21 protein-coding genes and 1 pseudogene are annotated in these 25,416 nt (G+C 38.3%); 7 read left to right on the top strand and 15 right to left on the bottom strand.

Annotation, left to right across the window (positions count from 1 at the left end; translation table 11 throughout):
- Positions 1-4 precede the first annotated feature (4 nt).
- Entirely contained in the window at positions 5-436 is a 432-nt protein-coding gene (locus MTF64_RS17665; protein WP_029772286.1) for an acyl-CoA thioesterase, read from the top strand.
- 212 nt (positions 437-648) lie between these two features.
- On the opposite strand, the gene MTF64_RS17660 is transcribed toward MTF64_RS17665, so the two are convergent.
- From MTF64_RS17660 to MTF64_RS17640, 5 genes are read right to left on the bottom strand one after another with little or no spacing between them, the layout of a single operon-like run.
- Positions 649-1,971, bottom strand: a complete 1,323-nt coding sequence (locus MTF64_RS17660) for a Na+/H+ antiporter family protein (protein ID WP_054982498.1) — start codon at positions 1,969-1,971, stop codon at positions 649-651.
- An 8-nt stretch (positions 1,972-1,979) separates the two neighbouring features.
- Positions 1,980-3,941, bottom strand: a complete 1,962-nt coding sequence (locus MTF64_RS17655) for a DUF3488 and transglutaminase-like domain-containing protein (protein WP_248452174.1) — start codon at positions 3,939-3,941, stop codon at positions 1,980-1,982.
- Positions 3,934-4,929 (bottom strand): DUF58 domain-containing protein, encoded by a 996-nt coding sequence (locus MTF64_RS17650; RefSeq protein ID WP_248452173.1) that lies wholly within the window; start codon positions 4,927-4,929, stop codon positions 3,934-3,936. Before MTF64_RS17650 ends, MTF64_RS17655 begins: the two co-directional genes overlap by 8 nt.
- 1 nt (position 4,930) lies before the next feature.
- A complete protein-coding gene (locus tag MTF64_RS17645) occupies positions 4,931-5,836 on the bottom strand; it encodes a MoxR family ATPase (protein WP_248452172.1) in 906 nt (301 codons plus the stop codon).
- A 12-nt stretch (positions 5,837-5,848) separates the two neighbouring features.
- Entirely contained in the window at positions 5,849-6,232 is a 384-nt protein-coding gene (locus MTF64_RS17640; protein ID WP_029772290.1) for a response regulator, read from the bottom strand.
- A 465-nt stretch (positions 6,233-6,697) separates the two neighbouring features.
- On the opposite strand from MTF64_RS17640, the gene MTF64_RS17635 reads away from it, so the two are divergent.
- The 6 genes from MTF64_RS17635 (at position 6,698) to MTF64_RS17610 (ending at position 13,439) form a co-directional block, all read left to right on the top strand.
- Entirely contained in the window at positions 6,698-8,020 is a 1,323-nt protein-coding gene (locus MTF64_RS17635; protein WP_029772291.1) for a hypothetical protein, read from the top strand.
- 139 nt (positions 8,021-8,159) lie between these two features.
- Entirely contained in the window at positions 8,160-9,464 is a 1,305-nt protein-coding gene (locus MTF64_RS17630; protein ID WP_248452171.1) for a sugar ABC transporter substrate-binding protein, read from the top strand.
- Positions 9,465-9,586: 122 nt separating this feature from the next.
- Positions 9,587-10,459 carry a sugar ABC transporter permease gene (locus tag MTF64_RS17625; protein WP_024033631.1) on the top strand — a complete coding sequence of 291 codons (873 nt, stop codon included), beginning with the start codon at positions 9,587-9,589 and terminating at the stop codon, positions 10,457-10,459.
- Between the two features lie 2 nt (positions 10,460-10,461).
- Positions 10,462-11,292 carry a carbohydrate ABC transporter permease gene (locus tag MTF64_RS17620; RefSeq protein ID WP_004586533.1) on the top strand — a complete coding sequence of 277 codons (831 nt, stop codon included), beginning with the start codon at positions 10,462-10,464 and terminating at the stop codon, positions 11,290-11,292.
- A gap of 10 nt (positions 11,293-11,302) precedes the next feature.
- Positions 11,303-12,316, top strand: coding sequence for a sn-glycerol-3-phosphate ABC transporter ATP-binding protein UgpC (gene ugpC, locus MTF64_RS17615; RefSeq protein WP_121637477.1), 1,014 nt, complete (start codon positions 11,303-11,305; stop codon positions 12,314-12,316).
- Between the two features lie 163 nt (positions 12,317-12,479).
- Positions 12,480-13,439 (top strand): sugar-binding transcriptional regulator, encoded by a 960-nt coding sequence (locus tag MTF64_RS17610; protein ID WP_064385369.1) that lies wholly within the window; start codon positions 12,480-12,482, stop codon positions 13,437-13,439.
- Positions 13,440-14,341: 902 nt separating this feature from the next.
- On the opposite strand, the pseudogene MTF64_RS17605 reads toward MTF64_RS17610, so the two are convergent.
- The 10 genes and pseudogenes from MTF64_RS17605 to MTF64_RS17560 all read right to left on the bottom strand — a co-directional run.
- Positions 14,342-14,857: pseudogene (locus MTF64_RS17605) on the bottom strand (DNA/RNA non-specific endonuclease); the annotation flags it as partial.
- 238 nt (positions 14,858-15,095) lie between these two features.
- Positions 15,096-15,383, bottom strand: coding sequence for a DNA/RNA non-specific endonuclease (locus MTF64_RS17600; protein WP_248452170.1), 288 nt, complete (start codon positions 15,381-15,383; stop codon positions 15,096-15,098).
- Positions 15,384-15,850: 467 nt separating this feature from the next.
- Complete coding sequence (locus MTF64_RS17595; protein ID WP_154944449.1) at positions 15,851-16,675, bottom strand: alpha/beta hydrolase; 825 nt, start codon at positions 16,673-16,675, stop codon at positions 15,851-15,853.
- Positions 16,676-17,012: 337 nt separating this feature from the next.
- Entirely contained in the window at positions 17,013-19,844 is a 2,832-nt protein-coding gene (locus MTF64_RS17590; protein WP_248452169.1) for a response regulator, read from the bottom strand.
- A complete protein-coding gene (locus MTF64_RS17585; RefSeq protein WP_248452161.1) occupies positions 19,841-21,004 on the bottom strand; it encodes a hypothetical protein in 1,164 nt (387 codons plus the stop codon). The genes MTF64_RS17590 and MTF64_RS17585 overlap by 4 nt, the downstream gene beginning before the upstream one ends.
- Before the next feature lie 9 nt (positions 21,005-21,013).
- Positions 21,014-21,829, bottom strand: coding sequence for a type II secretion system F family protein (locus MTF64_RS17580; protein WP_248452160.1), 816 nt, complete (start codon positions 21,827-21,829; stop codon positions 21,014-21,016).
- Positions 21,826-22,701: a type II secretion system F family protein gene (locus MTF64_RS17575; protein WP_248452158.1), complete on the bottom strand. Its 876-nt coding sequence runs from the start codon at positions 22,699-22,701 to the stop codon at positions 21,826-21,828. Before MTF64_RS17575 ends, MTF64_RS17580 begins: the two co-directional genes overlap by 4 nt.
- Positions 22,694-23,992, bottom strand: coding sequence for an ATPase, T2SS/T4P/T4SS family (locus MTF64_RS17570; protein WP_248452157.1), 1,299 nt, complete (start codon positions 23,990-23,992; stop codon positions 22,694-22,696). The genes MTF64_RS17575 and MTF64_RS17570 overlap by 8 nt, the downstream gene beginning before the upstream one ends.
- Positions 23,993-23,998: 6 nt before the next feature.
- The gene (locus MTF64_RS17565; RefSeq protein WP_248452156.1) at positions 23,999-24,766 is read right to left on the bottom strand and encodes a hypothetical protein; all 768 of its coding nucleotides are present in this window, start codon (positions 24,764-24,766) and stop codon (positions 23,999-24,001) included.
- Positions 24,767-24,830: 64 nt separating this feature from the next.
- On the bottom strand, positions 24,831-25,220 hold the full coding sequence (locus MTF64_RS17560; protein ID WP_024033620.1) for a hypothetical protein: 390 nt from the start codon (positions 25,218-25,220) through the stop codon (positions 24,831-24,833).
- Positions 25,221-25,416 lie beyond the last annotated feature (196 nt).

Genomic DNA, 25,416 nt, shown 5'->3' with positions numbered 1-25,416 from the left:
TACTATGACAGACATTAACCGCGATGCAATTATTGCAAAGCGTATTGAAGACTCAACGACCTCGGTTACTAAAACGGTGTTTCCTGGGCGCACTAATCATCACAACACATTATTTGGTGGCGATGCGTTAGCATGGATGGACGAGGTTGCTTTTATTGCCGCCACTCGTTTTTGCCGAAAGCCGTTAGTGACTATTTCATCTGATAGAGTTGATTTTAAAGAGGCTATTCCAGCGGGGACTTTTGCTGAGCTAATTGCTAAAGTTGTGCATGTGGGCAATACATCACTTAAAGTGGATGTGGATATTTGTTTAGAAACCATGCATAAAGATGATAAGCACTCGGCGATTTCAGGCAGCTTTACCTTTGTAGCCGTAGATGATGACCACAGACCGACACCGGTTGTGTGCGATAAAATGATTTACGGTTTTGAATAAATAAATATTAAGGCAAGCAGCCTTTAAATAAGCATCTTTATTAGGTGCTTATTTAATTACAGGAAAAGAACACATCATACTAGTTAATTGTAAAAGCAATCTTAGCAGCTATAAAAATATATAGATTAAGTCAGCAAAGAGGGAGGTATAAAAAAGGCATGAAATACATGCCTTAAAAATAATGAATTATACACACTATAAGTGCAGAGGTGCTAAAGCACCATAGCCGCAATCCAACCAAATATAAGTAATGGAATATTAAAATGTATAAAGGTGGGGATCACCGAATCTCGTATATGGTCATGTTGACCATCGGCATTTAAACCCGAGGTTGGTCCAAGTGTAGAGTCAGAGGCTGGAGAGCCCGCATCACCTAATGCACCCGCAGTACCCACTAAAGCCGCAGTTGCCATAACCGAGAAACCTAAATCTAAACATAAAGGCACAAATAAGGTAGCTATAATTGGCACTGTAGAAAACGAACTACCAATACCCATTGTTATCAATAATCCCACCAATAAAATAGAGGCCGCAGCGAGAGGCTTATTGCCATCAAATAACGCCGCGCCACTGTGAACTAAACTTGCTACATCACCGGTTGCTTTCATTACTGAGGCAAATCCTTGAGCCGAAATCATAATAAAGCCAATCATCGCCATCATGGCGACGCCTTTACTAAATACGTCGCCGTTTTCTTCCCACTTAACAACACCAAATACACTAAATATCATTACGCCAACAAGGCCGCCTAATATCATAGAGCCACTTAGGTTTTGTGCAACCAATGATGAAAGCACAGCAAACAAACCCACGATCATCACTTTTTTTGGCTTCTCAATGTCGCTAGCTTTGCTTTGTGTTGTTAACGGTTGCGCTTGGTAGTCACGGCGCTTTGCGTAACTTATAAACACCGCGATAATTAACCCAACCAACATACCGCAGGCAGGAATAATCATTGCCATAGGCACTTGTGTGTTAACTATGTCTAGGCCGTTATCAACTAAGTTTTTATGCAAAATAGAGTATAAGTAAATGCCACCAAATCCATAAGGCAATACCATGTAAGAGGTAGCTAAACCAAACGTTAATATACAGGCAATGGCGCGGCGGTCTAAACGTAGTTGATTAAACACAACCAGCAAAGGGGGGATTAAAATAGGTATAAAGGCTATGTGCACAGGCACTAAATTTTGAGAAGAAATAGCGCAGCCTAATATAATTAATAAAATAAAATAGCTTAAAAAGGTTTCGCTGCCTGCACCTTGTGCATTCACTTTGTTTAATAGCTTTTCGGCGAGGATACGGGTTAATCCCGATTTTGAAATAGCCACTGCAAAGGCACCTAACATTGCGTAACTTAGTGCAATTTCAGCGCCGGCCGACAAACCAGAATTAAATGCATCAACACTTTCTTTTATTCCTAAACCCGCTGTTAAACCAGCTACAAGTGCACTAATTATCATAGCTACAATGACATTTACACGTGCTAAGGAGAGCCCAAGCATTAAAATAACGCCTATAACAACCGCATTCATAGTTTTCTCTATTTTGAAGATTTAATTAATTTTATCAGATCTTTAGCCTGATTTTTACGTTCTTTAGTAAAAGGTTTTTTAGCGTAGCGCACTTGATTAAATAAATAGCTAAATTCGCTTAAAGGTTCCGCAGTATCAGGGCTTTGCTCAGCAAAGTATATTAACTGCTGATTAGGTGAATAGTGACTAGGCGCCGCTATGTCGTTTTTATCTGCCCAGTGCTTAATTGCCTCAAATTCTGAAACTAACGGCGGGCGTTTACTTTTATTGCGTGGCCAATTTAAATAAATAAAGTAAGCAGCAAAGCTAAAAGCAAGTCCTAAAATAACCGCTAAAGGTACCAGCCAAAGATGTTTACTACCAAAAAGTGATTTTAAAAAGTTGCTTTGCTTTTCTTCGTCAAAGCCAAGTACCCAGCTGGTCCATTGGTAATCAAGGGTTTCTAGTTTGAGCCTTAACCAATTAACGGCTGCAAAGTTACTTAAACTCACTAAGCCAAAATCGAGATTACTTTTAAATTCATCATTGAGTTCTTCGTTTTGTGAAAGTGAACCATTTAAACGCTCGGGGGCGACCACCACAGTGGCATCAAAAATTTGCCACTGATTATTAATATACACTTCAACCCAAGCGTGGGCATCGTATTGGCGAACCGATAAATAATTATTTGTTTGGTTTTTTTCGCCACCTAAATAACCGCTGGCCAAGCGCGCGGGAATACCGGCGCTTCTAAAAATATACGCTGCTGCACTGGCGTAATGGCCGCAAAAGCCGCGTTTTTTATCAAATAAAAATTGATCAATAGTGCTGTCACCGGTCATAGGCTCGGGGGTTAACGTGTAACTAAATTCTTGTTTAGCAAAGTAGCTAAGCAATGCATTATAAAAGTCACTTTGCGAGGTTGTTGATTGTTTAAGTTCGGCAGCAAGCTTGGCTGCTTGTTGGTTTGTTTGGTTATTTGAACGTGTGTAATAAGCGGTTTGCCAATCTGAAAGTTGCTCTGTACTCAGTGCTGCACTTGATACCTGATACTGCAAGCTTTTAGCTTGATATTGTTTTTTTCGAAGTAACCCTAGCGCATTACTTTCAACATTTTTATTGTTACTGGTTGCGTAATCAAGCCCATATAACCATTTTTGATTAGCAGGCTCGGCAATAATAGTGTAGGTGTGTTGTATCGTAATTTGTTTATTGGGATCAGCGCTTTGATTATTATATTTTAATAAATCAGATGTTTTCCACGCTTTACCATCAAAAGTATCGTGTACAAGTGCTCGCCAATAATAAGGCGAGGCGGGCGTGTCGTTATCAAAACGCGCTCTAAAAACCAGTTCATCAGAATTAGACAGCTTTGCAATATCAAACGGATCTACCTGTTCAGAGAGCCCTGTTTTAGCAAGCTTTGGCCCAGGTAACTGCCAAAAAGCGGGCATTTTAGGTAAAAACAACAGCAAAAATATTGCTAAAGGCAAAGCAATAAATAACAGCTTAGCACTTTGTTTAGAGGCTAATTTTAAACTATGAGAAGATTCAATTAAGCTCAATACAGCAAAGTTGAGTAAAAATAGGGCGCTCATGGTTAAGGTGGTTATTATGCTTTGGTTAAACAAATACGCCGATGAAATAGAAAAAAACGTGAGTGTGACAATAATATGGTAATGTTTTTTTGTTTTAGCCTGCAGTAATTTAAAAATACTAGAGAGCAATAACATAGCAACAAACAATATGACTGTATCGCCTATACCTATGGTGTAAATCATTAATATTAAAGCTAATCCAGCCAAAATATTTGCAAGCCACGCGTTAGGTTTAGGGTTGTTAGTCAGTGTTAAGTACACGTTCCAAAGGCATAAAAGCGATAAAACCCCAATAAACAATATGGGCATATGCGATAAATAAAACGCAAATAAGCAGGCGTATATAAAGCTCATTGCTAAATTAATTGCCCGGTAATTTAATAGCTCAGCCATTAGTTGCTCCGCCGTATTCGCTCAGAAGTGCTAAACACTGTGATTTATCGTGCGTGTCGTTAGTTGCTTTGTAACTTGCTGAGGGCAAAATTAGTGTAAACGGTGTGTTGTTTTCGCATGCATTACACACTAAAAAGCAAAGCTGACTCAAGCGTTGCTCGGTGTTACCCGTTAGCAGGTTAAAATCAAAAACAATATCGGACTTTTTATAATCTATAAATTCTTTTACGAGTAACTGCTGTGATTTAGCGTAATGTTTCCATGAAATTCGCTGCAATCCCATTTCTGGTAAATGCGTAATTAGCTCATCAAACTCTTCGCTGCCGGGCTCTTTAATACTGCCTGTTTGCGTTGTGTGTTCAAACGTACTGTTGTAAGTGTCGTTTAATACATGCTCTGGCGCAGGGTAAACGTAAACAGAGTCATTGGGTTGTATATAACTCCACACGCTTACCAGCCCAAATGGGTAATTACTGTGTATTTTAAAACGTTCAAGGGTATATTTACCGCGGGCATTATAAGGTAGGTTAATAATTAAAGCGCTGTCTTTGGGCGTAACTTGCGCTAAGTGCTTTGCATATTCAGGGTCACTCGAGTAGCTAAGCGATACTGATTGCGTAAGTGTAGGGGCTTTTAAAATAAATTTAACCGAGCCTTTATTTGGTGAGAAGCTGGCAAAACTTTTTATATATTCAACTTTTAGCCCTTTGGCATTTGTATAACCAAGCAGAACGGCAATAATCATCACCACAAACATTAAATAAGCCATCACCAAAATTAAGTTATTTTGATAATTAATGCCCATAACAAAATTTAAAATAGCCACAATAATAAAGTAAAAGCCGAGTTGCGAGGGCACTACATATATATTGTTATGAGCCAGCGTAATGGATTGCTTTGAATGCTTGTTTTTAAGTAGTTTATTAAGTAAACGCTTTTTTAATGCGCCTAATATACTGACCTTTTTGGCTTTTTTTTTAAATAACACGTTAAACTGGCACAGCAACGGTTTTTAAGATTTCATTTACTTGCGCTTCTCCCGACTCGTTATGCAGTCCTAAGCGGTGTTGGCACACACTTGCAAATACAGCTTGTACATCGTCAGGGGTTACAAACTCTCGCCCTTCAATAAATGCCCACGACTTAGCCGCTTTTGCCAGCGCCATACTTGCCCGAGGGGAGAGAGAGCCTGCAAATGCTGCGCTTTGACGGGTATGCGTTACTAATTCAATAATGTAATCGGTTACAGGGCTACTTATCACAATTTGGTTAATTAAGGTTTGAATTTGCTGTAGCTGCTTAGCGTCTATTCTTTGTGGTAATTGGCTGTAGTCTCGCGGTTTGATGTTTAAAATAAGTTGTTTTTCAGCCTCTTTAGGAGGAAAGCCTAAACTTATACGCATTAAAAATCGATCTAACTGCGATTCTGGAAGTGGGTAAGTACCCGACTGATAAAGCGGGTTTTGCGTGGCAATTACAAAAAAAGGATTTGGTAACGTGTACTTAGTACCATCTACTGTAACTTGCTGCTCTTCCATCGCCTCAAGCAATGCACTTTGCGTTTTAGGGCCCGCGCGGTTTATTTCATCTGCTAATACAACTTGGCTAAAAATCGGCCCTTTATGAAATGTAAACGTGTGCTCATTAGCGTTAAATACATTAGTTCCTAAAATATCGGCAGGTAAAAGATCGCTTGTAAATTGTATACGCTGATACGACAGCCCAAGCACAGCAGCAAGTGCATGTGAGAGCGTAGTTTTGCCCATACCGGGTAAATCTTCTATCAGTAAATGTCCTTCACTGAATAAGCAGGTGAGTGCTAGTTTTATTTGTTGTTTTTTTCCAAAAATAACACTCGATAAATCGTCGATAATTGCTGTAACAGTGCTTTGCATACTGACCTTATATTATTCGCTTAGTTCGAGGCGCTTCATAACAGAATTAACTTTTTTAGCGTTAAAAGGTTTTTCTATAAAGCCTTTAGCGCCTAATTCCCATGTGTTTTGCACGTTTTCAAGGGTGTTATGACCCGAGCACATAACAACGTGAGCGTGAGGGTAGCTATCATTAATATGTTCTAGAATATCAGAGCTTTCAGAATCAGGTAAGTCCACATCCAAAAATATGACATTGGGTGATTTTTTATCAAGAAGGGGTTTTGCAGAAAGGTAATCGTTGCTTTCTAAAATATCTTCAAAGCCTAGCTCCGTTAATATTTGGTTTAGGTAGTCACGTATTTCCTTAACGTCATCAATAATAAGTATAGGCTCAAGCGGGCGCACAAATTCCATATGTTAATTACTTCTATTTTTTATACATCTAAAGTAATTTAATTTTATGCTAAGCACTGTATAAGCTCAAGAAAGTAAATCAAAAAACAACCAATTAGCGCTTTACGCGCCTAAACCTGCCGTATTAATTAAACGCCCATACCATTTAATTGGTTAATAAATGTTAAATAACGATCATCAATAGCCCTCTACAGAACATTTTAAATAAGACTTTAGTCATAACTGGCAATTTTATTTTGGAATTCAAAACTATTAAACCATTGTTTATAAATGTAAATTTTTATAAACACGATTTCATGTAAATGTTTTGTAATAAAAGATGTTGACGTTACATTATTCATTTGTGATTATGCTCACTAGCTGAGCCAATGCCCATTACGAAGTTTAAAAACACATTTAAATAAAATGCCCATTTGCTTTAGCTGCACACTGAAAATACACAACACACTAAATAGAGAGTTCATTATGTTAAATAATAAGAAAGCTAAATTTGCGCTAACTTTAGTAGCAGCAGCGTTGGCGGCGCCTGCACAAGCAGAAATGTCAGATTACTTTGACCGCCTTGACGTTAACTTTCTAGCAATGCAAAACTTTCAGTCTATTCAAGCTAAAGACGGTGCATTTCGTCCTGGAGATGAAGAGCAATCATCAGGTTTTGGCCGTATTAGAGCTAACTTAATGCTTAAGTTTCATATAAATGAATACATTACTGCCGACATTGATATAGCCGAAGAGCCAAATGATTTTGGCGGCGGCGACCGTGATTTTTCGTTCCATAACGACTTTGCAGGTATTGAATTTGATTTACTTGGCTTATACGGCACACCAAACGAAAACGAAAATTTAACGCTTCGTTTAGGTAATATTGGCGCGTCTCCATTTCAGTTTAAAGGTTTTCAAGACGGCGCAGATAACCAAGGTAATGCCTTAATTGGTAACGGCATTAACGACTACGCAACCGCAGAAAACGGTGCACAATTAAGCTACACAGAAACTTTTGACAGTGGTGTACTTCGTTCTTATAACGTAGCGGGTCACATTACTACATCAAGCTTTGGCGAAGCATTTCAAGAAGATAGAGGCTTTAATTACCGCTTACAAGGTACATTAGAGTTTGAAGGTGGCTTTAAAGTTGGCTTAAATTACTTACAAGCTAACCAAGGCGACCAACTTCGTTTTGAAAATGGCGTAGCGAGCTTAGATGGACTCACAACAACAAATTACCGTTTTGGTGATGGCGAAAACTATAACTTTTCGGCTTCTCCTTCTAGCGAACGTGATACTCACGTAGGTGTTATGCCAGGGCTTGATCAGTCTATCATTCAATTAAATTTAGCGTATCAGCCATCAGATCAAACCAGCATCATTTTAATGTTGGGTAAATCGTCTGACGATTACACCTTTGCAGACTCTGCAGGTAACGCAGTGGCAGGTATTACCTACTTTGGTACAGATGGCGTGGCAGACGAAAACGGTACCACGTTTGATTCTAACAGTGTAATTAAAGGCGAAAGCTCAGTAGAATATTACGCCGTTGAAGCACAGCAATATATCATTCCTGAAAAACTTTACGTAGCCGCGCGCTATGCAGAATCAGAAAACACTTCCGATTTAATCAGCCAAAACGATAACACCGTTGAGCGCTTACAAGTAGCCGCAGGTTACTGGTTTACAGATTCAACACTTTTAAAAGTTGAGTATGTAAACCAAGAAGAAGGCGCAAACTCAGGCGGCCAAATTGGTCGTGGTTTTGACGGTTTCACCTCAGAAATCTCAGTTAAATTTTAAATAGCTTACTAACTTACTGTTTGGTTTAAAGGTAATTTCAGCGCTGTAAATACGTTGAAATTACTCACCGCTTTATTTACTAAGGCGCTTTACAGTTATTTTTTAAGCGTCATTTAACATATTTATGAGGGTTAACCCGATGAAAACTAAATTATTAATGCTCGCGTGTTCAGTTATGGCTATTAACGTAGCCGCTAAAGAAACCATAACCATTGCCACTGTTAATAATGGTGACATGATCACCATGAAAGAGCTAAGCAATCATTTTGAAGAACAAAACCCAGATATTTCATTAAAATGGGTAACACTAGAAGAAAATATTTTACGTCAACGTGTAACAACCGATGTTGCCACAAAAGGCGGCCAATACGACGTAATGACAATTGGCACATATGAAGTGCCAATTTGGGGTAAACAAAACTGGCTAACTGAGCTTGATAACCTAGGTGAAAATTACGACGTTGATGACTTACTACCGGCTATTCGCAGTGGTTTAACCATAGATAACAAATTATACGCGGCCCCATTTTATGGCGAAAGCTCTATGGTTATGTACCGTACAGACCTAATGGAAAAAGCCGGCCTAGAAATGCCAAACGCGCCTACGTGGAGCTTTATTCAAAAAGCTGCAAAAGCGATGACCAATAAAGATGAAGGTGTTTATGGCTTTTGCTTACGTGGTAAAGCAGGTTGGGGCGAAAATGTTGCTTTAATTACTTCAATGGCAAATTCGTTTGGCGCTCGCTGGTTTGATGAAAATTGGAAACCACAATTTAACACCCCTGAGTGGAAAGCCACACTCCAGTACTATGTAGATGTTATGAAAGAGTCTGGTCCTGCGGGTTCGTCAGCGAATGGGTTTAACGAAAACCTAGCGTTATTTCAAACGGGTAAATGTGGTATTTGGATTGATGCAACGGTTGCTGGCGCATTTGTAACCAATAAAAAAGATTCTGAAGTCGCTGATAAAGTAGGCTTTGCACTTGCACCAGATAATGGCTTAGGTAAACGCGGTAATTGGCTATGGTCATGGACACTTGCAATTCCTTCTAGCAGTAAAAAATCTGATGCTGCAATGAAATTTATTAGCTGGGCTACATCAAAAGAGTACAGCCAATTAGTTGCCGATAACAAAGGCTGGGCAAAAGTACCGCCGGGTACTCGCGCATCACTTTATGAAAACGAGCAATACATGAATGCAGCACCGTTTGCACAAATAACGCTTGATTCTATTAATTCGGCTGACCCGAAAAACCCTACTGTTAAACCCGTGCCTTATGTTGGCATTCAGTTTGTTGCTATCCCTGAATTTCAAGGAATTGGCACTGCTGTTGGGCAGCAGTTTTCCGCTGCACTTACTGGGCAAATGACTGTTGAGCAAGCGCTTAACACATCACAACGCCTAGTTGAGCGCACAATGCGTAAAGCACGCTACCCAAAATAAATAAATAAGTAGGCGGGTAAGTTTAACGCTTACCTCGTATTTTTCGTCAGCATTAGCATGTTATCTAGTAGCCGTTTGTCGTTGTTGCTAAGGTTAATGCTGACTTTTTGAAGGTCACTGATATGGCAACTACACAGTCTCGTACGCTTGCACGCATAATGCTATTTCCTAGTGTAATTTTATTACTAGGATGGATGATAGTGCCGCTGTGCATGACACTCTATTTCTCGTTTGTAGATTACAACTTACTTATTCCTGGTGAACGCGAATTTGTAGGCTTTTTAAACTACGAGTTTTTTTTAACAGATCCCGCGTTTGTTGAATCCTTTTTTAATACCCTTTATTTAGTAACGGGTGTATTAGCTATCACAATTTGTGGTGGTATCGGTTTAGCTGTTCTCCTCGACCAAGCAATATGGGGGCGAAACTATGTTCGTATTATGGTTCTCGCCCCATTTTTTGTTATGCCAACCGTATCGGCTTTGGTGTGGAAAAACATGTTTATGAACCCTGTAAATGGATTATTTGCACACTTTGCAATTTGGCTCGGGTTTGAACCTATCGACTTTTTTGCGCAAATGCCTTTGTTTTCAATCATTATTATTGTTTCTTGGCAGTGGTTACCGTTTGCAGCGTTGATATTACTCACGGCAATTCAATCCCTTGACCGCGAACAACTCGAAGCTGCAGATTTAGATGGTGCAGGGCCTTTTAGTAAGTTTTTTTACATCGTGCTGCCGCATTTATCACGCGCTGTTACCGCTGTTATTTTAATTGAAACTATATTTTTACTGTCTATTTTTGCAGAAATTTTAGTGACAACCAGTGGCGGGCCTGGGTATGCATCCACCAATATTACTTACTTAATTTACACCCAATCGTTATTACAATTTGATGTAGGCGGGGGCTCAGCAGGGGGCATAGTTGCAGTAATTATTGCCAATATTGTAGCCATATTTTTAATGCGCCTTATTGGTAAAAACTTAGAGGGTTAATCATGGCTAGTGCAGCAAATAAAAAATCAAAACTAATTTATACCCTGGCAGCATGGACCATCAGTGGGATGATATTTTTCCCAATTTTATGGACATTAATCACCAGTTTTAAAACCGAAGCAGAAGCAATATCAGCCACACCAGCGTTATTTGCTTTTGATTGGACACTGGAAAACTATCAAGATGTGTTAGCCCGCTCGCCGTATTTTGATCACTTTTGGAACTCGGTGGTTATATCACTCGGTTCAAGTTTATTGGGCTTATTAATAGCCGTACCAGCCGCGTGGTCAATGGCGTTTGTGCAAACGAAAAAAACTAAAAACCTACTTATGTGGATGCTTTCTACAAAAATGCTACCACCGGTAGGGGTGTTAATTCCTATTTATTTACTCTTTAGAGACTTTGCCTTATTAGATACAAAACTGGGCTTAGTTATTGTTATGACCTTAATAAACTTACCGATTATGGTATGGATGTTATACACCTACTTTAGAGAAATTCCGGGTGAAATTTTAGAGGCGTCACGAATGGATGGTGCAACTATTGGCGAAGAAATATTTCATGTATTACTGCCAATCGCATTACCCGGCATAGCCTCAACATTACTGTTAAACGTAATTTTGGCATGGAACGAAGCATTTTGGACACTCATTTTAACCGCTGCGAATGCCGCACCACTAACGGCATTTATTGCCAGTTACTCAAGCCCAGAAGGGTTATTTTACGCCAAGTTGTCGGCAGCTTCTGCCATGGCCATTGTGCCAATATTAATTCTTGGTTGGTTTAGTCAAAAACAATTAGTGCGCGGCTTAAGCTTTGGCGCAGTAAAGTAGGAGAACACACATGGGCAGCATCACACTAAAAAAAGTAACTAAAAGTTTTGATGAAGTTAACGTAATTAAACCGCTTGATTTAGAGATAAAAGACGGCGAATTTATTGTATTTGTAGGGCCATCGGGTTGTGGTAAATCAACATTACTACGTATGATTGCCGGATTGGAAGACACAACCAGCGGCACAATTGAGATTGATGGCCAAGATGCCACACAGACGCCACCGGCAAAACGTGGTTTAGCTATGGTATTTCAGTCGTACGCTTTGTACCCACACATGAGTGTACGCAATAACATTGCGTTTCCACTAAAACGCGCAAAAGTAAGCCCTGCTGAAATTGAAAGTAAAATAGAAAATGCCGCTAAAATACTTAATTTAACTGATTACTTAGACCGTAAACCAGGGCAATTATCGGGCGGGCAACGCCAACGTGTAGCAATAGGGCGCGCAATTGTTAGGCAACCGTCGGCTTTTTTGTTTGACGAACCGCTTTCAAATTTAGATGCATCACTTCGTGTAAATATGCGCTTAGAAATTTCTGAACTACACAAAAGCTTAGCTACAACAATGATTTATGTAACACATGACCAAGTTGAAGCGATGACAATGGCAGACAGAATTGCGGTATTTAATGGGGGGATTATTGAGCAAGTCGGTACGCCACTTGAGCTTTATCAGCACCCGGTAAATAAATTTGTAGCAGGCTTTATTGGTTCACCAAAAATGAACTTTATTGAAGTAGATAACGATAGCCATGCACAAACGCACAGTTTGGGAGTACGTCCTGAGCACTTTGAAATTTCAACTGAGTCAGGAACTTGGCAAGGTACTGTAGGCGTAATCGAGCATTTAGGTTCTGAAAGCTTTTTACATGTAACTATTAACGATGGCAGTACGGTTACGGTAAAAGCAGATGGTGATTGCCCACTACAATATGGCGATACAATTTATTTAAGTGCACCTGAGCACAAGGTACATAGATTTGATAAAAATGGTTTAACGATTAAAAACCCAACAGTTTAATCCGCCGTTTTAAGCCAATACTTTAAGAATAGCAAATTTACCTAAAGTATTGGTTATTAAATTAATGTGACACTTCGGCATTTTATAAATGAATGATATATTTGCAAATATTATAAAATGATTATCGCTAAAACTAAGCGGCTTATCAAAATAAGAGGTTTATGTGGCAAAGCTATCAAATACAGAAATACGTAAGCTCGATGATGCAGCTAGAGCAGGGTGGCTCTATTATGTTGCGGGTAAAACACAAGACGAAATTGCCAAAAAGCTCAATGTATCTCGTCAATCGGCTCAACGTATGGTGGCATTATCTGTAAGCCAAGGGCTTATCAAAGTAAGGCTCGATCATCCTATTGCTAAATGTATGGATTTAGCAGAAAAAATCAAAAGCCGTTTTGGCTTAGACTCTTGTGAAGTAGTGCCTAGCGATGGCTCAGATCCAAACTCAACAGTGGGTTTAGCGCAAGCCGGTGCTGCTGAAATACAACGCCATTTAAAATCAGAAACACCGAAAATTTTAGCTATGGGTACTGGGCGCGTATTACGTGCATGCGTTGATGAACTGCCAACGCTAGATTGTAGCCAACACAAAGTAGTGGCGATGCTAGGTAACATGGCACTTGATGGGTCGGCTTCACCTTATGATGTAGTCGTTAGAATGGCCGAGCATATAAATGCAAAGCATTACCCAATGCCGCTTCCTGTATTACCAAGAAGTGTTGAAGAAAAACAGCAATTGCATTCACAACATAATATTACCAGTAACTTAAAATTGGCCACCCAAGCCGACGTAACGTTTGTGGGTGTAGGTAGCCTAGGCGAAAAATCGCCATTGCATATTGATGGCTTTGTTGATGAGCAAGAGCTAAAAGAGCTACAAAGTTTAGGGGCTGTGGGCGAAATGATCAGCTGGGTTTACGACAAACGCGGCCAATTAATTGACTGCACTGTAAACCAACGTGTTGCCAGTACGCCATTAAAAATTGAAGGTAATAAACAAATTTACGCTATAGCCGCCGGTGAAGATAAAGTACTTGCGATACTTGGTGCAGTTAGATCGAATATGATCAGCGGTTTAATTACTAACGAATACACAGCAGAACGTATTTTAAGTATGGATTAGCTAAGGTTGTTTAGCTAGCTTTTTAAAATCTACGGATAATAACTGACTGAATGAGCCTTTATTTTTCAAATAAAGAAAATTAACAGGCTCATTTAAAATACCAATAAAGTTTTAATAAATTTAGCCTTTTCATAAAACGTTTTAAATAGCGCTTTAATAAAAGAGCGCCGAACTGAAAGAACGTTGATGAAAATAGCAAAGCAAAAACTGCTGTGGTAAAAATTTTAAAGTAGCCAATGCTTAAAGTTCTTTGTAAGTAATATAGTTAGTAAAGTTTTAAGTGTAATGGATAATAAAAGCGTAATGACCAGAAATAAACTAAAAGCACTTAGCAAAGTAAGGCTTGGTATAGCTTGGTATAGCTTGGTAAAAATAAGCCTAATGTCCGATACCGTCTAGTATTGGACATAGTAGGAGTGTAATACGCACTCCTTATTATAATATAGATAACTACCTATAATTTATATTATGTTAAATAAGGTAAATTAATACATAATCAGAGTAAGTAGCTTCTATTATTTACGTTTAAACCCCTATTTCTTGTGTTTTGTAATAGTCTTTTAAAGTTGGTCTTTCAGTTAACCGTTCAAATTGTTATGTACAGTAACTTTTAACAACACTTACGCACTACATTTTACACCGATATTTTCGCTAATGTTTATTTAGTATTTCAATCTTATAAAGCCTAGCAATTACAAATTCCATATAGCTGCCTCTATATTCCCTTTATAAAAATTAATTACCTTTTTTAAACAGGCTCAAATTTTGTAATTTTCGTTTCTATCATTTTATTTAAAGCTAACTTATTGCTACAAGATTTTTTGCGACTCATATCAGGTTTAATTTAAAGCCTTAGATTTAAGTTCTTCAAAACCTAAGGCCTAACGCAAAAATAATATGGCTTAGTTACAACCTAGTTCAGACCTTAAACCATACATTGATGATTCAATTGTTTGTGCACTGTTATACGATAAGTTTGGCATTACATTTATACCCGAGCGCGATTCAACTTCATCAATACTTACCTCGGTATTACAAAAGTTATCACTGCGATTTGCTGTTTGCTCCATAATAAATGCCGATGCTTTAATTGTGCTACCAGTTTGCTGCATAACAATTTTAAAATAGCCACTTGGAATCGTATGGGCTTCGTTAGCTTGTGGTAACTCTGCAAAATAATATTCGTATAATGGACCTGTTACTACATATAAATCATTTCCATTTCCTACGTGATTTCGCACTGCAGATTCAAGCCTAACCCATGGGCCTTGATTTAATGCGGATGATTGCGGCGTAATATTAGAAAGTAAGTTTGTTAGTTTCCAATCAGCCGTATTGCTAAAAGATGCTAATGGAACTTGATGGCCTATATCGGTATTTATTGTTGCATATGCATCGGTGTAATCACTAGGTTTAAGGGCGTGCCAGTCATTCGAGATTGAATTTGCAACAGTGTGTTTGGTTTTTAGGCAAGGCAGAGCCTATGTAGTGTGGTTATTCCACATAAATTGGCGATAACGCCGCATAAATACCAAACACGCGTTGCCTGGTAAGGTTCTTTCTAGGGGCGATTTACTCTTTGTTACTCGATTTTTACTTAGCCCACTAGGTTACAAAACTCGTGCCGCGATTAAATAGCCCCTAGTTCGAACAAATTTAATCCTGAAAGACAGGCACGCCCTTTGTATAGTGAGAATATAAATCTGGATCGGCTTTCCAACTTCTGCTTCTCGATGGTCCACTCATAGTGCTAGTCGTAACATGGTAAGCCACCCAATCTGCAAACTTTGTATAACGATTATTTTTTAAAGTATAAATACTTCGCTCAATTGTATTACCATTATCTAAACCTGTTGGGCAACCTTGTAAACAATTGTCTGCACTTGCACTGTGCGCAAAACATAAACCTGTAAGTACTATTGATGCCTTTATTATTGTCTTCATTGTTTTATCCTCAATTAAATGAGGGTAAAAATTAGCAGTACATTATTACAGCAATATGTATCTAACTAATTGTTTATAAATACAATAATATCGTCTTAGGCTTTTGGTATTACTAATAAAAGTCGCGAGTATACAGTTACCCTCGCCTTATATTCAACGTAGTAACGTCAGTTGTAGACCTAGCGAATAAAGGGGTTTTTATATACCTGCATGTATTATGTTAAATTGGCTGCTTTATTTTTTTCTATGCGTAATCACCCTAATATAAAGCGTATACGCACACTTTTAATGTGTGAATATTGAGCAATTAATAGCGACTTTACTTAAATGGTTAAATACAAAAAAATAGATGAAAATAAAAAAGCCGTTTGAGTAACTAATTTATAAAAATTAATACAGCTCAAACGGCATGGTTTTATATACATGTTAGCCAAAGTGGCTAACTAGGCCTTTAAAACTAAGGTGTTTTAAAACTTTTTATCAGCCAAAAATTCACCCATTAACGAAGTTACTCGTTCTGGTTTTTCATCTATAACCCAGTGCCCTGCTTTTTCTATCCAAGTTAGTGTTGCATTTGGTAAGGTTTGAGCTAACTGAGGTGCATATTTAGGTTTTTGAAAGTTATCTTCATCACCCCATAAAATGAGGGTTTCATGCTTTAAGCTTTTAAGCTCACCGGCAATTGCTTGTGTGTACTCTTTATTAAGTCGGCGCATATTATTAAATAACGCTGCTTTACCTTGCTCATTACTCCATTGCTTTAAATACTGTTTTTTCAGCTCATCGGTCATTATGCTTTTATCGTATACACCTTTTGGCATAAAATCATTTAGCGTATCAACAAACTCATCAACCGATGTTTCTTGCTCTACACCAGGCTCAAGCAAAGGTTCAAACTCGGGTATTGGCCAAGAATCAAAGCAAACACTATCAATTAATATTAAGCTGTTTACTTTTTCTGGGTAATTTACCGCCATGAGTTGTGCTATTCCGCCACCTATATCATGAGAGGCAATGTTTGCTTTAGCAATACCTAGCTCATCCATAAATTGACTGATTATTTTGCACTGGGCATTAATTGATACATCGGTATTTTTTGGCATATCCGATTCGCCGTAATTGAGTAAATCAGGTGCAATAACACGATGTTGCTCACTCAGTGTTGGCATAACATTTCGCCATAGCGATTTGTTAGTCGGAATACCATGTAATAATAGTAGAGGTGTGCCCTCGCCCATTTCTTGATACGCTATTTTGTGGCCTTCAACGGTAATGGTTTGTGTTTTACTCATACTTAACATCCTCATCAATATTTAAAATTTAGCCTAAACCTGTGTATGTATAGTGATGAGCAATTATCATCCCAGCTTGTTTTTAAAATATTTTTTTTGATGCTTTAATAATTACAAAAACCTGAGAGCGTTTTAAAATGCGGTCTGCGGCTATTAATAGTAAGTAGGATTTATTTTGAGTTAAGCGAAAAGAGTAAAATATAAAGAGTCTAAAGTAACCTTCATTTTTAAAATTATGAAATAAAGTAGCAGCTACATGAAATAATTACTGCCAGTTTGGGCCTATTAAAAATAATAGGCCCTGTGTATTTTACAGTTTTATATTGTTTAATTTGGACTAGCTTAGCAAATGCTTAATTTTATTAATTAATACTTGCTGCTTTACTGGTTTTTCAAGCATGTCGTCAAACCCAAGTTCAACATACTTTGCATTACTATTTGTGTCAGAATCTGAAGTGTGGGCAATAATTTTGGTTTGCTTGTCTGCGTTATGTTTTTTTATTTTAAGCATCGCGTCAGTGCCCGAGAGTTCTGGCATAACAATATCCATTAAAATAATATCGTAATTATTTTGCGACACCATCAACATAGCTTCTATTGCATTACTTGCATAATCTATTGCTACGTTTTCATCTTTCAGCATGGCTTTAATAACCATTTCTACGAGCGGTTCATCATCAACTAATAACAACGATTTGGTGTTGTTAAATTCTGTATGCGTTGTAGTTACAGTAATGGGTTCTTGCTTGTTTGCACTTACGGGTAACAATTCTACGATGTTAACTAATAACGATAAATTAATAGATGTTGTTTTACCGCGCTCGTTCACAGTAATATTTTTACCGCCGAGCATTTTAAAAATTGAGAGAAAAAACCGCAGCTCTAATGTAGCATCAAAATTAATATCACTTTCAAAAGACTGTTGTTTGCATACCATTTGTAACTGACTATAAAAACTCCCCTGATTTGCTAAGTTATTTATAGAAAAACCCAGCGACAAATAATGTTTACCTTGCTCGTTAATTAGCTCAGAATTTAACGACAATTTACCTTGATGTGTACTTTCTATAAGCTCACTAGCCAGCTGAATAATTAATTGCATAATCAGTTTTTCATCACTGCTTATGCCTTTATCTATGGGCACATTGTTATTAATAATTATATTTTTATCATCAGAGTCTTTATTAAGAATATCGGCCGTATTTTTAAGTAAGTCAGATAAATTAATAGCGCTCATTTTAAGCTTTAATTTACCGGTATCGGTTTTATTTATATTAACTAATTGCTGCACAACACAACTTAACTGTGTGCATGCATTTTCTAACTCATTGTTAAAATTGCCTTTACTGTTTTTATAATTAAGCTCTACTATGGATTGCAGTGAACTAAGTGGCGCTTTTAATTGCATTGCTAAGCGTGCTACAAATTTATCTTTGAGCTGGTTAGCTTGCTTAGATTTTTCTACTACTTGGGCAAGTAATAACTCTTTTTGATGCGCTTGTGTTTCATCTCTAAAGTAACAAACAAAGCCACCAAAGTCGGTATGCCTTTGCACAACGGTGATCCAGCGGCCGTCGCTAAATCCTATATCTATTAATTGGCTATGTTCATTAGCTAATTTATTATGTTCTTGATAATGGGTAATAATATTATTTTGTTGAGAAATACTCATTATTTGGCTGTAACTTAATTGCTTATTGTTTTGAATAACATGAGAAAACAATTCGTTAAATGCCTGATTAGTTATTACCGGAAATTCGTTACTATTAAAAATGGCAAAGCCATGCGGCAGCGCATCAAGCGAGCTTGAAAACAGCGATTCTCTATTAAGTATAAGGGTATTTTTTTGTTTAATTTCGTCATGTAAGCGCCTTGGTAAACGTAAAAAATAATAAACAAATGCAAATATAGCTAAGCTAATTAATGCCAGTTTAAATAAGTCGAACCTAGATACATTAGCAGGCGTTATCGGTTTAATGGGTTGCACATGCAAGCGCCACGTAGCAGGAAAACGGCTACTTGCTGCGCTTATGCTGTTAGGGATAGTTTTAACATTTAGCTCCCCCCTACTTCCTAATATAAACTGAGGGGTTGATATAAATAAATTATAATTTTGCGTATTTAGCTTACCTATTATGGCATTTAAAAACTTACTTAAATCAAAGGCTGTGAGTGTATAAATAGCGCTATTACCCATGTTTATTTCTGAAATTAAAAACGCTGTATCGGCTACCGTAAATACCTCTACTGATTGTTTATTTGCTCGCATTGAAAATGCGTTTAGCCAATTAGTAAAGCCATAAGCTGCTAAATCAAAGTTGTTTTTAGACCATATGGCAAGTTGTTTATAGTCATTATCAAATACAACAAAACCTTTATACGTTAAACTGCTTGATACCTGCGTTTTTACTAAATCACTTAATTGTTGCTGAGTATAACTTTGTTGGCTTTTTAAAAAGCCTGCGACAATTTTATCTTTTTGAGTAATATAAAGTGCTTGGTTGTCAAAACGCTCTAATGCATCAAACAGCGTTTGCCTTAACTGCTGAGTTTGTATGGCATAGGCACTTTTTTTGTCTTTTTTATCTAACGTATATAAAAGCAAAGCCGAGAACGAGCAAATAACCAGCGCAATTAAAAAGGCCACCGGCGCTAAGCTAAATAAGTGAACAAATCGATTTAGTGATTTTGTCTCACTCGGTTTAATTGCCTTAGTTGGGGTAAAATGCTTATTAAGCTGGGTTTGCAGTAATTGCGCAAAAGATACAAATTGTTCTTTTTGAGAGCCAATAAGTGTTTTAGGTGAAATATCGGCAATGATCAGTACGCCAATTAAGCTGTTATCTAAATTATAAATGGGATATTGAGAGTAAAAGCGTACCTGTTGGCAGCGCCCTTTTGTTAGTGGGTCAAATAAGGTGTCTTCAATTATGTAGAGTTTTTCTTGTGTGCACGTTTGTGCCAAGCTATTTAATTCACTGTCGGCTTTGTATGGGTCATCGCAGCTAATAATTTGTTGCGTATACAAGGCATTATGATCAACGAATTTAACAATAGAAACATCATAAAACTGCTTCATTAGGGTCAGCGTTTCGGTTATTTCTTTTTTTATTTCATCTATTTGTGTGTTGTTAAATTCATTTATATTATTTGCATATGAGCTGTTCATGGGCGCACTCCTTCACCTTTCGGCGGTGTAGAAATCCAACGCGTGCTGTTAGCACTTGTATGTGATGGAAGTTTTACTCTAAATGGCGGAAGTAAGTTATTTAAAGCAGGTTCGCCTTGTGCATTTAACACCGGCTCTGCCGAGGTTAAATTGAGCGAAGCCTCGCAGTAAGTTACGCCAGGCTCTATGCCAATAAGGGCCAGCGTTTGAATAATTATGTCGTTATTTATTAAATCGATACCTAGCAGCTCAAAGGTTGTTTCTAAAATTGTAAATACCAGTGTTTCTACTATATTTTCATCTTCTTCTAGTTGCGTACCTTGGGGGCAGCAAATACTGCCTAGCTCTACATCTACACTGCTTGCTACACCTATGAGCGACAGTGCATCAAGCGCGGTTCCTAATAACACTTCAACTTGTGGCAAATATAAATCAAGAATATCGCCTTGCGGCTCATACCCTGTTTGGCAACTATTGCACGACTGCGATAATTGCTGACTGTCTATGCCTAGTAACGGATTACCAAGTGCAGTTACACCAACCAAACAACTACTATCGGCTTGTTGTTTAGCAATTGAAAAGCTTTCGCATGGGTTACCAGTAATTACCTTTTGAGACATATAGCGCGATACAATTTCGTCACCTGTTGCGGGGCACGCTAATGCTGTACTTTTTAGTAATTGCCCCATTACGGAGTTACTTAATTGCCCAATGGCATAATTAGGGCCTTGCTGTAGCGCATTGATATAACTTACATTGCCACTATTAGCGGTGTTACTAACTCCTAAACTATCTGAAAACTCATCACTTAAACTTTTTATACACGGGTTGCCTTGGCAGTTAGGCGCATCGTAATAAATGGCTTCTCGTGAGGTGAACCTGTCATCGCGTATCCCAATTAAAGCGCGATATGTTGCATTTGCTTGGCGGTCTGTGTAAAAAATTAAAGGCGCTTGGTGCTCGTCAAACCCAATGGCGATACCTAAAGGGGTGTTATTAGCATCAACCACTGTTATTTGGTTATCTACTTTTGTGTGATAGCGCTTAATAAGTGCATCGCGCACTAAAATAACACCACCAATTGAGCCAATAATTAAAATGGTAATAATTAAAATCAGCTCAATAGTGAGTATGTAGCCCTGTTGGTATTGTTTATTCATAGAGCGCTCCTATAGCACTTCAACCAGCATTTTTAGTACATTCATTACCTGCAGCGCCGCAGGAAAAAACACCAGTACTAAAAACATAGGAAAACAAATTAAGATAATGGGAAAGGTGGTATGCAGTGCTTTTTTATTTACTTTTTTAGCTAATAAAATATTTTTTTTAAGCGCCAAGCTTTCTAACTGTGACTCAACCGCCTGTATTAACGGGGTGCCAAGCTTAGAGCCAATAAGCATTAAATTAGCTAATTTTTTTAAACCCGAAACCCCTGTTCTGTCATATAACGAATTAAAGGCTGTTTCACGGTCTTTACCGGCACTGAGCTCAAACAAAAATAGTTTAAGCTCTTTATATAAAGGGTGTTTTTTACTTAACCCGTGATCAACCGCTAAAGCAAATGCGCGCTCTAGCGAAAAGCCAGCGCGCATATACACTAACAGCACACTTAAAAAAAACTCTAAGCTATTGTTTATTTGTACTTTACGCTGGCCTTTTTTAAATAAAAACCACATATCAGGCGCAAAAAAGCTAATAAAACAGATAATGGCTACAAGCGGTGTACTTAATACATAACCAGTGATCTCTATGGCAGTATAAGCACAAAATGTGGCGGCCATTTTAAAGCAGTACATGCTCAATAAAATTTTATTTAACTGATACCCTGCTTGTCTAAATTGGCTTTTTGAAATAACAATTAATGGATACCAATTTATATTGGTTTTGATAGATTGCTGAACCTCAGCCTTTAATGACTGCTTTTGAATATGGATAAATGCACCCATACTTACCAATAAGCCAACAAATAAAAATAGGTCTATCATAGCGTTACCCTCAAGCTTAGGCGAAGCCATAAAAAGCCAAATAACTGGCAAAGCACCGCAACGGTAATAAAGGCCATGCCATTGGGGTTATTTAACAGCGGATCGAACCAGGTTGGATCGGTGTAATTAAATAAAGGCACTAAAGCGTAGGGTAAAACGCCACTAAACAGCGCAGCGTATTTAGTACCAGAAAGCTTAGCTTTGAGCTGCTGGCGATCTAGCGTTCTTAACGACATCATTTTGCATACACTTTTAAGCATGTCAGTTAAATCGCACTGGCTTTGTGTATGAGTAATTATGCTATGTGCAAATAACCGCACGGTTTCACAGTTGTAGCGTTTAATTAAAGGGGCAAACGAGCTTTGTATATCACTGCCCATATTTAAGCGCTGCAGTAATAAATGACTTTGCGGTTTAATGTATTTATCGGCGTGTTCGTCGGCAAATTGCATAGCCTGAACAAGTGAAAGCCCAGTACTTAAACACGATTGTACGGTTTCTATGTACTCTAAAAATAAGTGCTCAAACTTGGCTAATTTATAGTGCGCTAAATCAATAATCACAATAAAGCAGGTTATAAATACAACCAAAGAAACGATTAATGCACTCGTAGTTGCTTGAGGGTAAAAATACTGTGCAACATACCAAGTACTGGTGGCAAGCGAGCAAGCAACGCTTATAAATAAAGCATTACTGATGTTAATCCCAAGTACCCGCAGTGACACTGTGATAATGTCTTTTTCTTCAAGTACATCGACCTCGTGCTTAGTATTTGCAGCGTGTGTTTTTACTTTAAGTGTTATAAAAACACTCAGTGCTAAAGTAAATGACATAACACTTGCTATGGCCAGTAAGTAATCAAGCTTATTCATAATTACGCTCCCTGGCCGGTTGCAGTAATGCACTTATTTCGTTTGCGTTGGCACCTTGGCTTTGCATAAAGCTCACCACGCTTGAGGTACTAATTGCCTTATCATTTACTTGCTCGGTATCACTTACGCTATACAGCGCAGAGTATTGCGCACGTGCGTCTACTCGCTTTATTTCGCCAATACTTTTTAGGGTTCTTACACCGTTTGTATTTCGAGAAACATGCACAATTAACTGAATGCTTGATGCGATTAATGCGCTGGTGTGGGTATCGTTTAGCTGCGCGTTATGTAATTGCACTAGCGTTGATAATCGGGTTACCGCATCGCTTGCACTATTAGCATGTACGGTGGTCATTGAGCCTTGGTGACCGCAGTTCATGGCTTGCAGCATGTCTATTACTTCACCAGCGCGTACTTCGCCTACAAGTATTCTATCGGCGCGCATTCTTAGTGCCGCTTTTACTAAATCACGCAGGGTAACGGCGCCTTTGCCATCGCTGTTGGTGTCGTGCGCCTCTAACTGCACAACATGATTATGGTGCAAATTTAGCTCTGCACTTTCTTCTATAGTTACTACCCGCTCGTTGGTATTTATTGAATTAGCCAGTACATTTAACAAAGTAGTTTTGCCTGCGCCAGCATTACCACACACTAAAATATTAACCCCTAAGGCCACCGCGGTTTTTAAAAAAGTGAGGCAGCTTTTGCTTAAAAACTTATTGTCGATTAAAAAATCATCGTTAATTTTTTTGTGGTTAAATTTTCTAATCGAAACAATAGCAGCACTGGTGCATGCCGGTGGCACTACAATATGTACCCTGCTGCCATCTTTTAGTTTGCCATCTACAATGGGATTCAGAGCGTTGACTTGTCGAGCGCAACTATCAAGTAATCTATCAACAAAACGACGCAAGTGACGTTCATCGTCAAACTTACTGGCTGTACATAGCAATTTACCTTGCTTATCTATCCAAATATTTTGCGTATCGTTAATTAAAATATCGCTTACTTGGTCATCCAGCATAAATTGCGCTATTGGTCCTAAACCTTGTATTTCGTCGTAAACGGCTTGTACTACTTGAGCTTGTTGATGGCTGTTAAATGATGATTGTGCAAATTCGTCAATATCACTGCAAAGGGCAGATATTTTTTCAAGCAGCGCATCATTCAGTAAAGCACTTGGGTCTTGCTCGTATTCTTCAATTACTGCATCGTGGAGAATTTTTTTAAGTGATTCAAAGGTATTTAAATTGGTTTCTACAAACTCTGGTTTACTTGATAAATTAAACATAGCGCCTCACTTAGCTACATAAACAGCTTGGTTTTTAACGCCTTTAACCACTTGAATTGTTCGACTAGTTTGTAATTGGGAGAAATTTTGTAAGCGCCCTTGTTCAATGTCATAAGCGCTGTGCACAATTATCGATACCTTATCTTGGGTATCAATTGCGGCTAACGAATACACATCTTTAGGAAGTACAGCCAACACTAATGACACACCCGCGCTGGTTGCTGGCTCTTTTTTTGCTAGGCTGTCCATGACGCCATTTTTTTGTGCTTTACTGCCAGGACCTTTTGAAATACCAATAAGCTGCACATCGCGCGCAACGGTTCTTACAAGCCGGTTTGTTTTAGCAACAATATCTAAGCGGTCGCCTTTGTGCACCCGCGATAATGGAATATCTAAAGTGGTTAATTTTAATGTATAAAGTACTCTGCCTGCGGGGATCGCCTCTGATAAATTTTGGCTTTTAACCTGCATAAAATCTGTTTCAAATAGTGGTTGTTCACCCATTTTATTAGTGGCTAATTGCTTACCAATAAAGGCGCGGGGATTTTGTATACTTAGCGCCATATTTGCATAGTTACTGGGGTTTACATCTTTTTGGACAATGTCGTGCACACTCACTACTTGCCCCGCCGACATATTTTTATTTACCACCCAGGCAGTAACTAAGTCTTGTTCGTTTACTTGTCTGATGCCAAGCGCTGAGGCCAACATGCCAGAGGTGATAAGTAAGGTGAGTGCAGCGGTAGTCGCCCCTTTATTATTTTTACTTTTCATAATTTCCTCCTGACAAATTTCACTGCCACACGGTTGTGGCAGTGTGATTTAGGTAGTTATAATTTTAATTACCTTGTGAACCACCTGCTGCTGTACGTGTTGCAGCATCGCCGCTTGGCGTTGCATTAATAAGTGCAGCACTTTCACTAAAGTCAGAGGCAACAAAAGTAAACGAGCTACCATCACCTGCGTAAACATCTACGGCATCAACATAGCCAGAGCCTGAAATTTCTGCAGTGCCTTCGGCGTTGATCATGCCATCAAATACATAGCTTTGATCTAACGAGCCAATTGCTTCTGCTACATCTTCAAGCTCGCTGGTTACAGAGTCTCGTAAGGTTGATAAACCAATTACCAGCGCTGCCACCATAGAAGTTGAAAGTATAATTAGCTCAGAAGTAAGTACAAAGCCTTGTTGTTTTTTACCGTTTAAGTTGCTTTTCATAGTTTTCATAATGATCACCTTAAATGTGTTAGAGCTTATGCCCACTTTATATATAGCGAGGACCGTGCCATTAATTAAATCATTAAAAATCAACAGTTTAATTTTATTATTTAAAATATGCTTTGCTTATCCTTGTTATGATTCGCATTTTGCAAATCATTATTAAAGTGCGTTAAAACGCAAGCAGAGATTAATTAAAAGGCAA

This window comes from Pseudoalteromonas sp. 2CM41L, assembly GCF_023161905.1.
Lineage (GTDB): Bacteria > Pseudomonadota > Gammaproteobacteria > Enterobacterales > Alteromonadaceae > Pseudoalteromonas > Pseudoalteromonas atlantica.
This window is presented reverse-complemented; position numbering and strand designations above follow the sequence as displayed.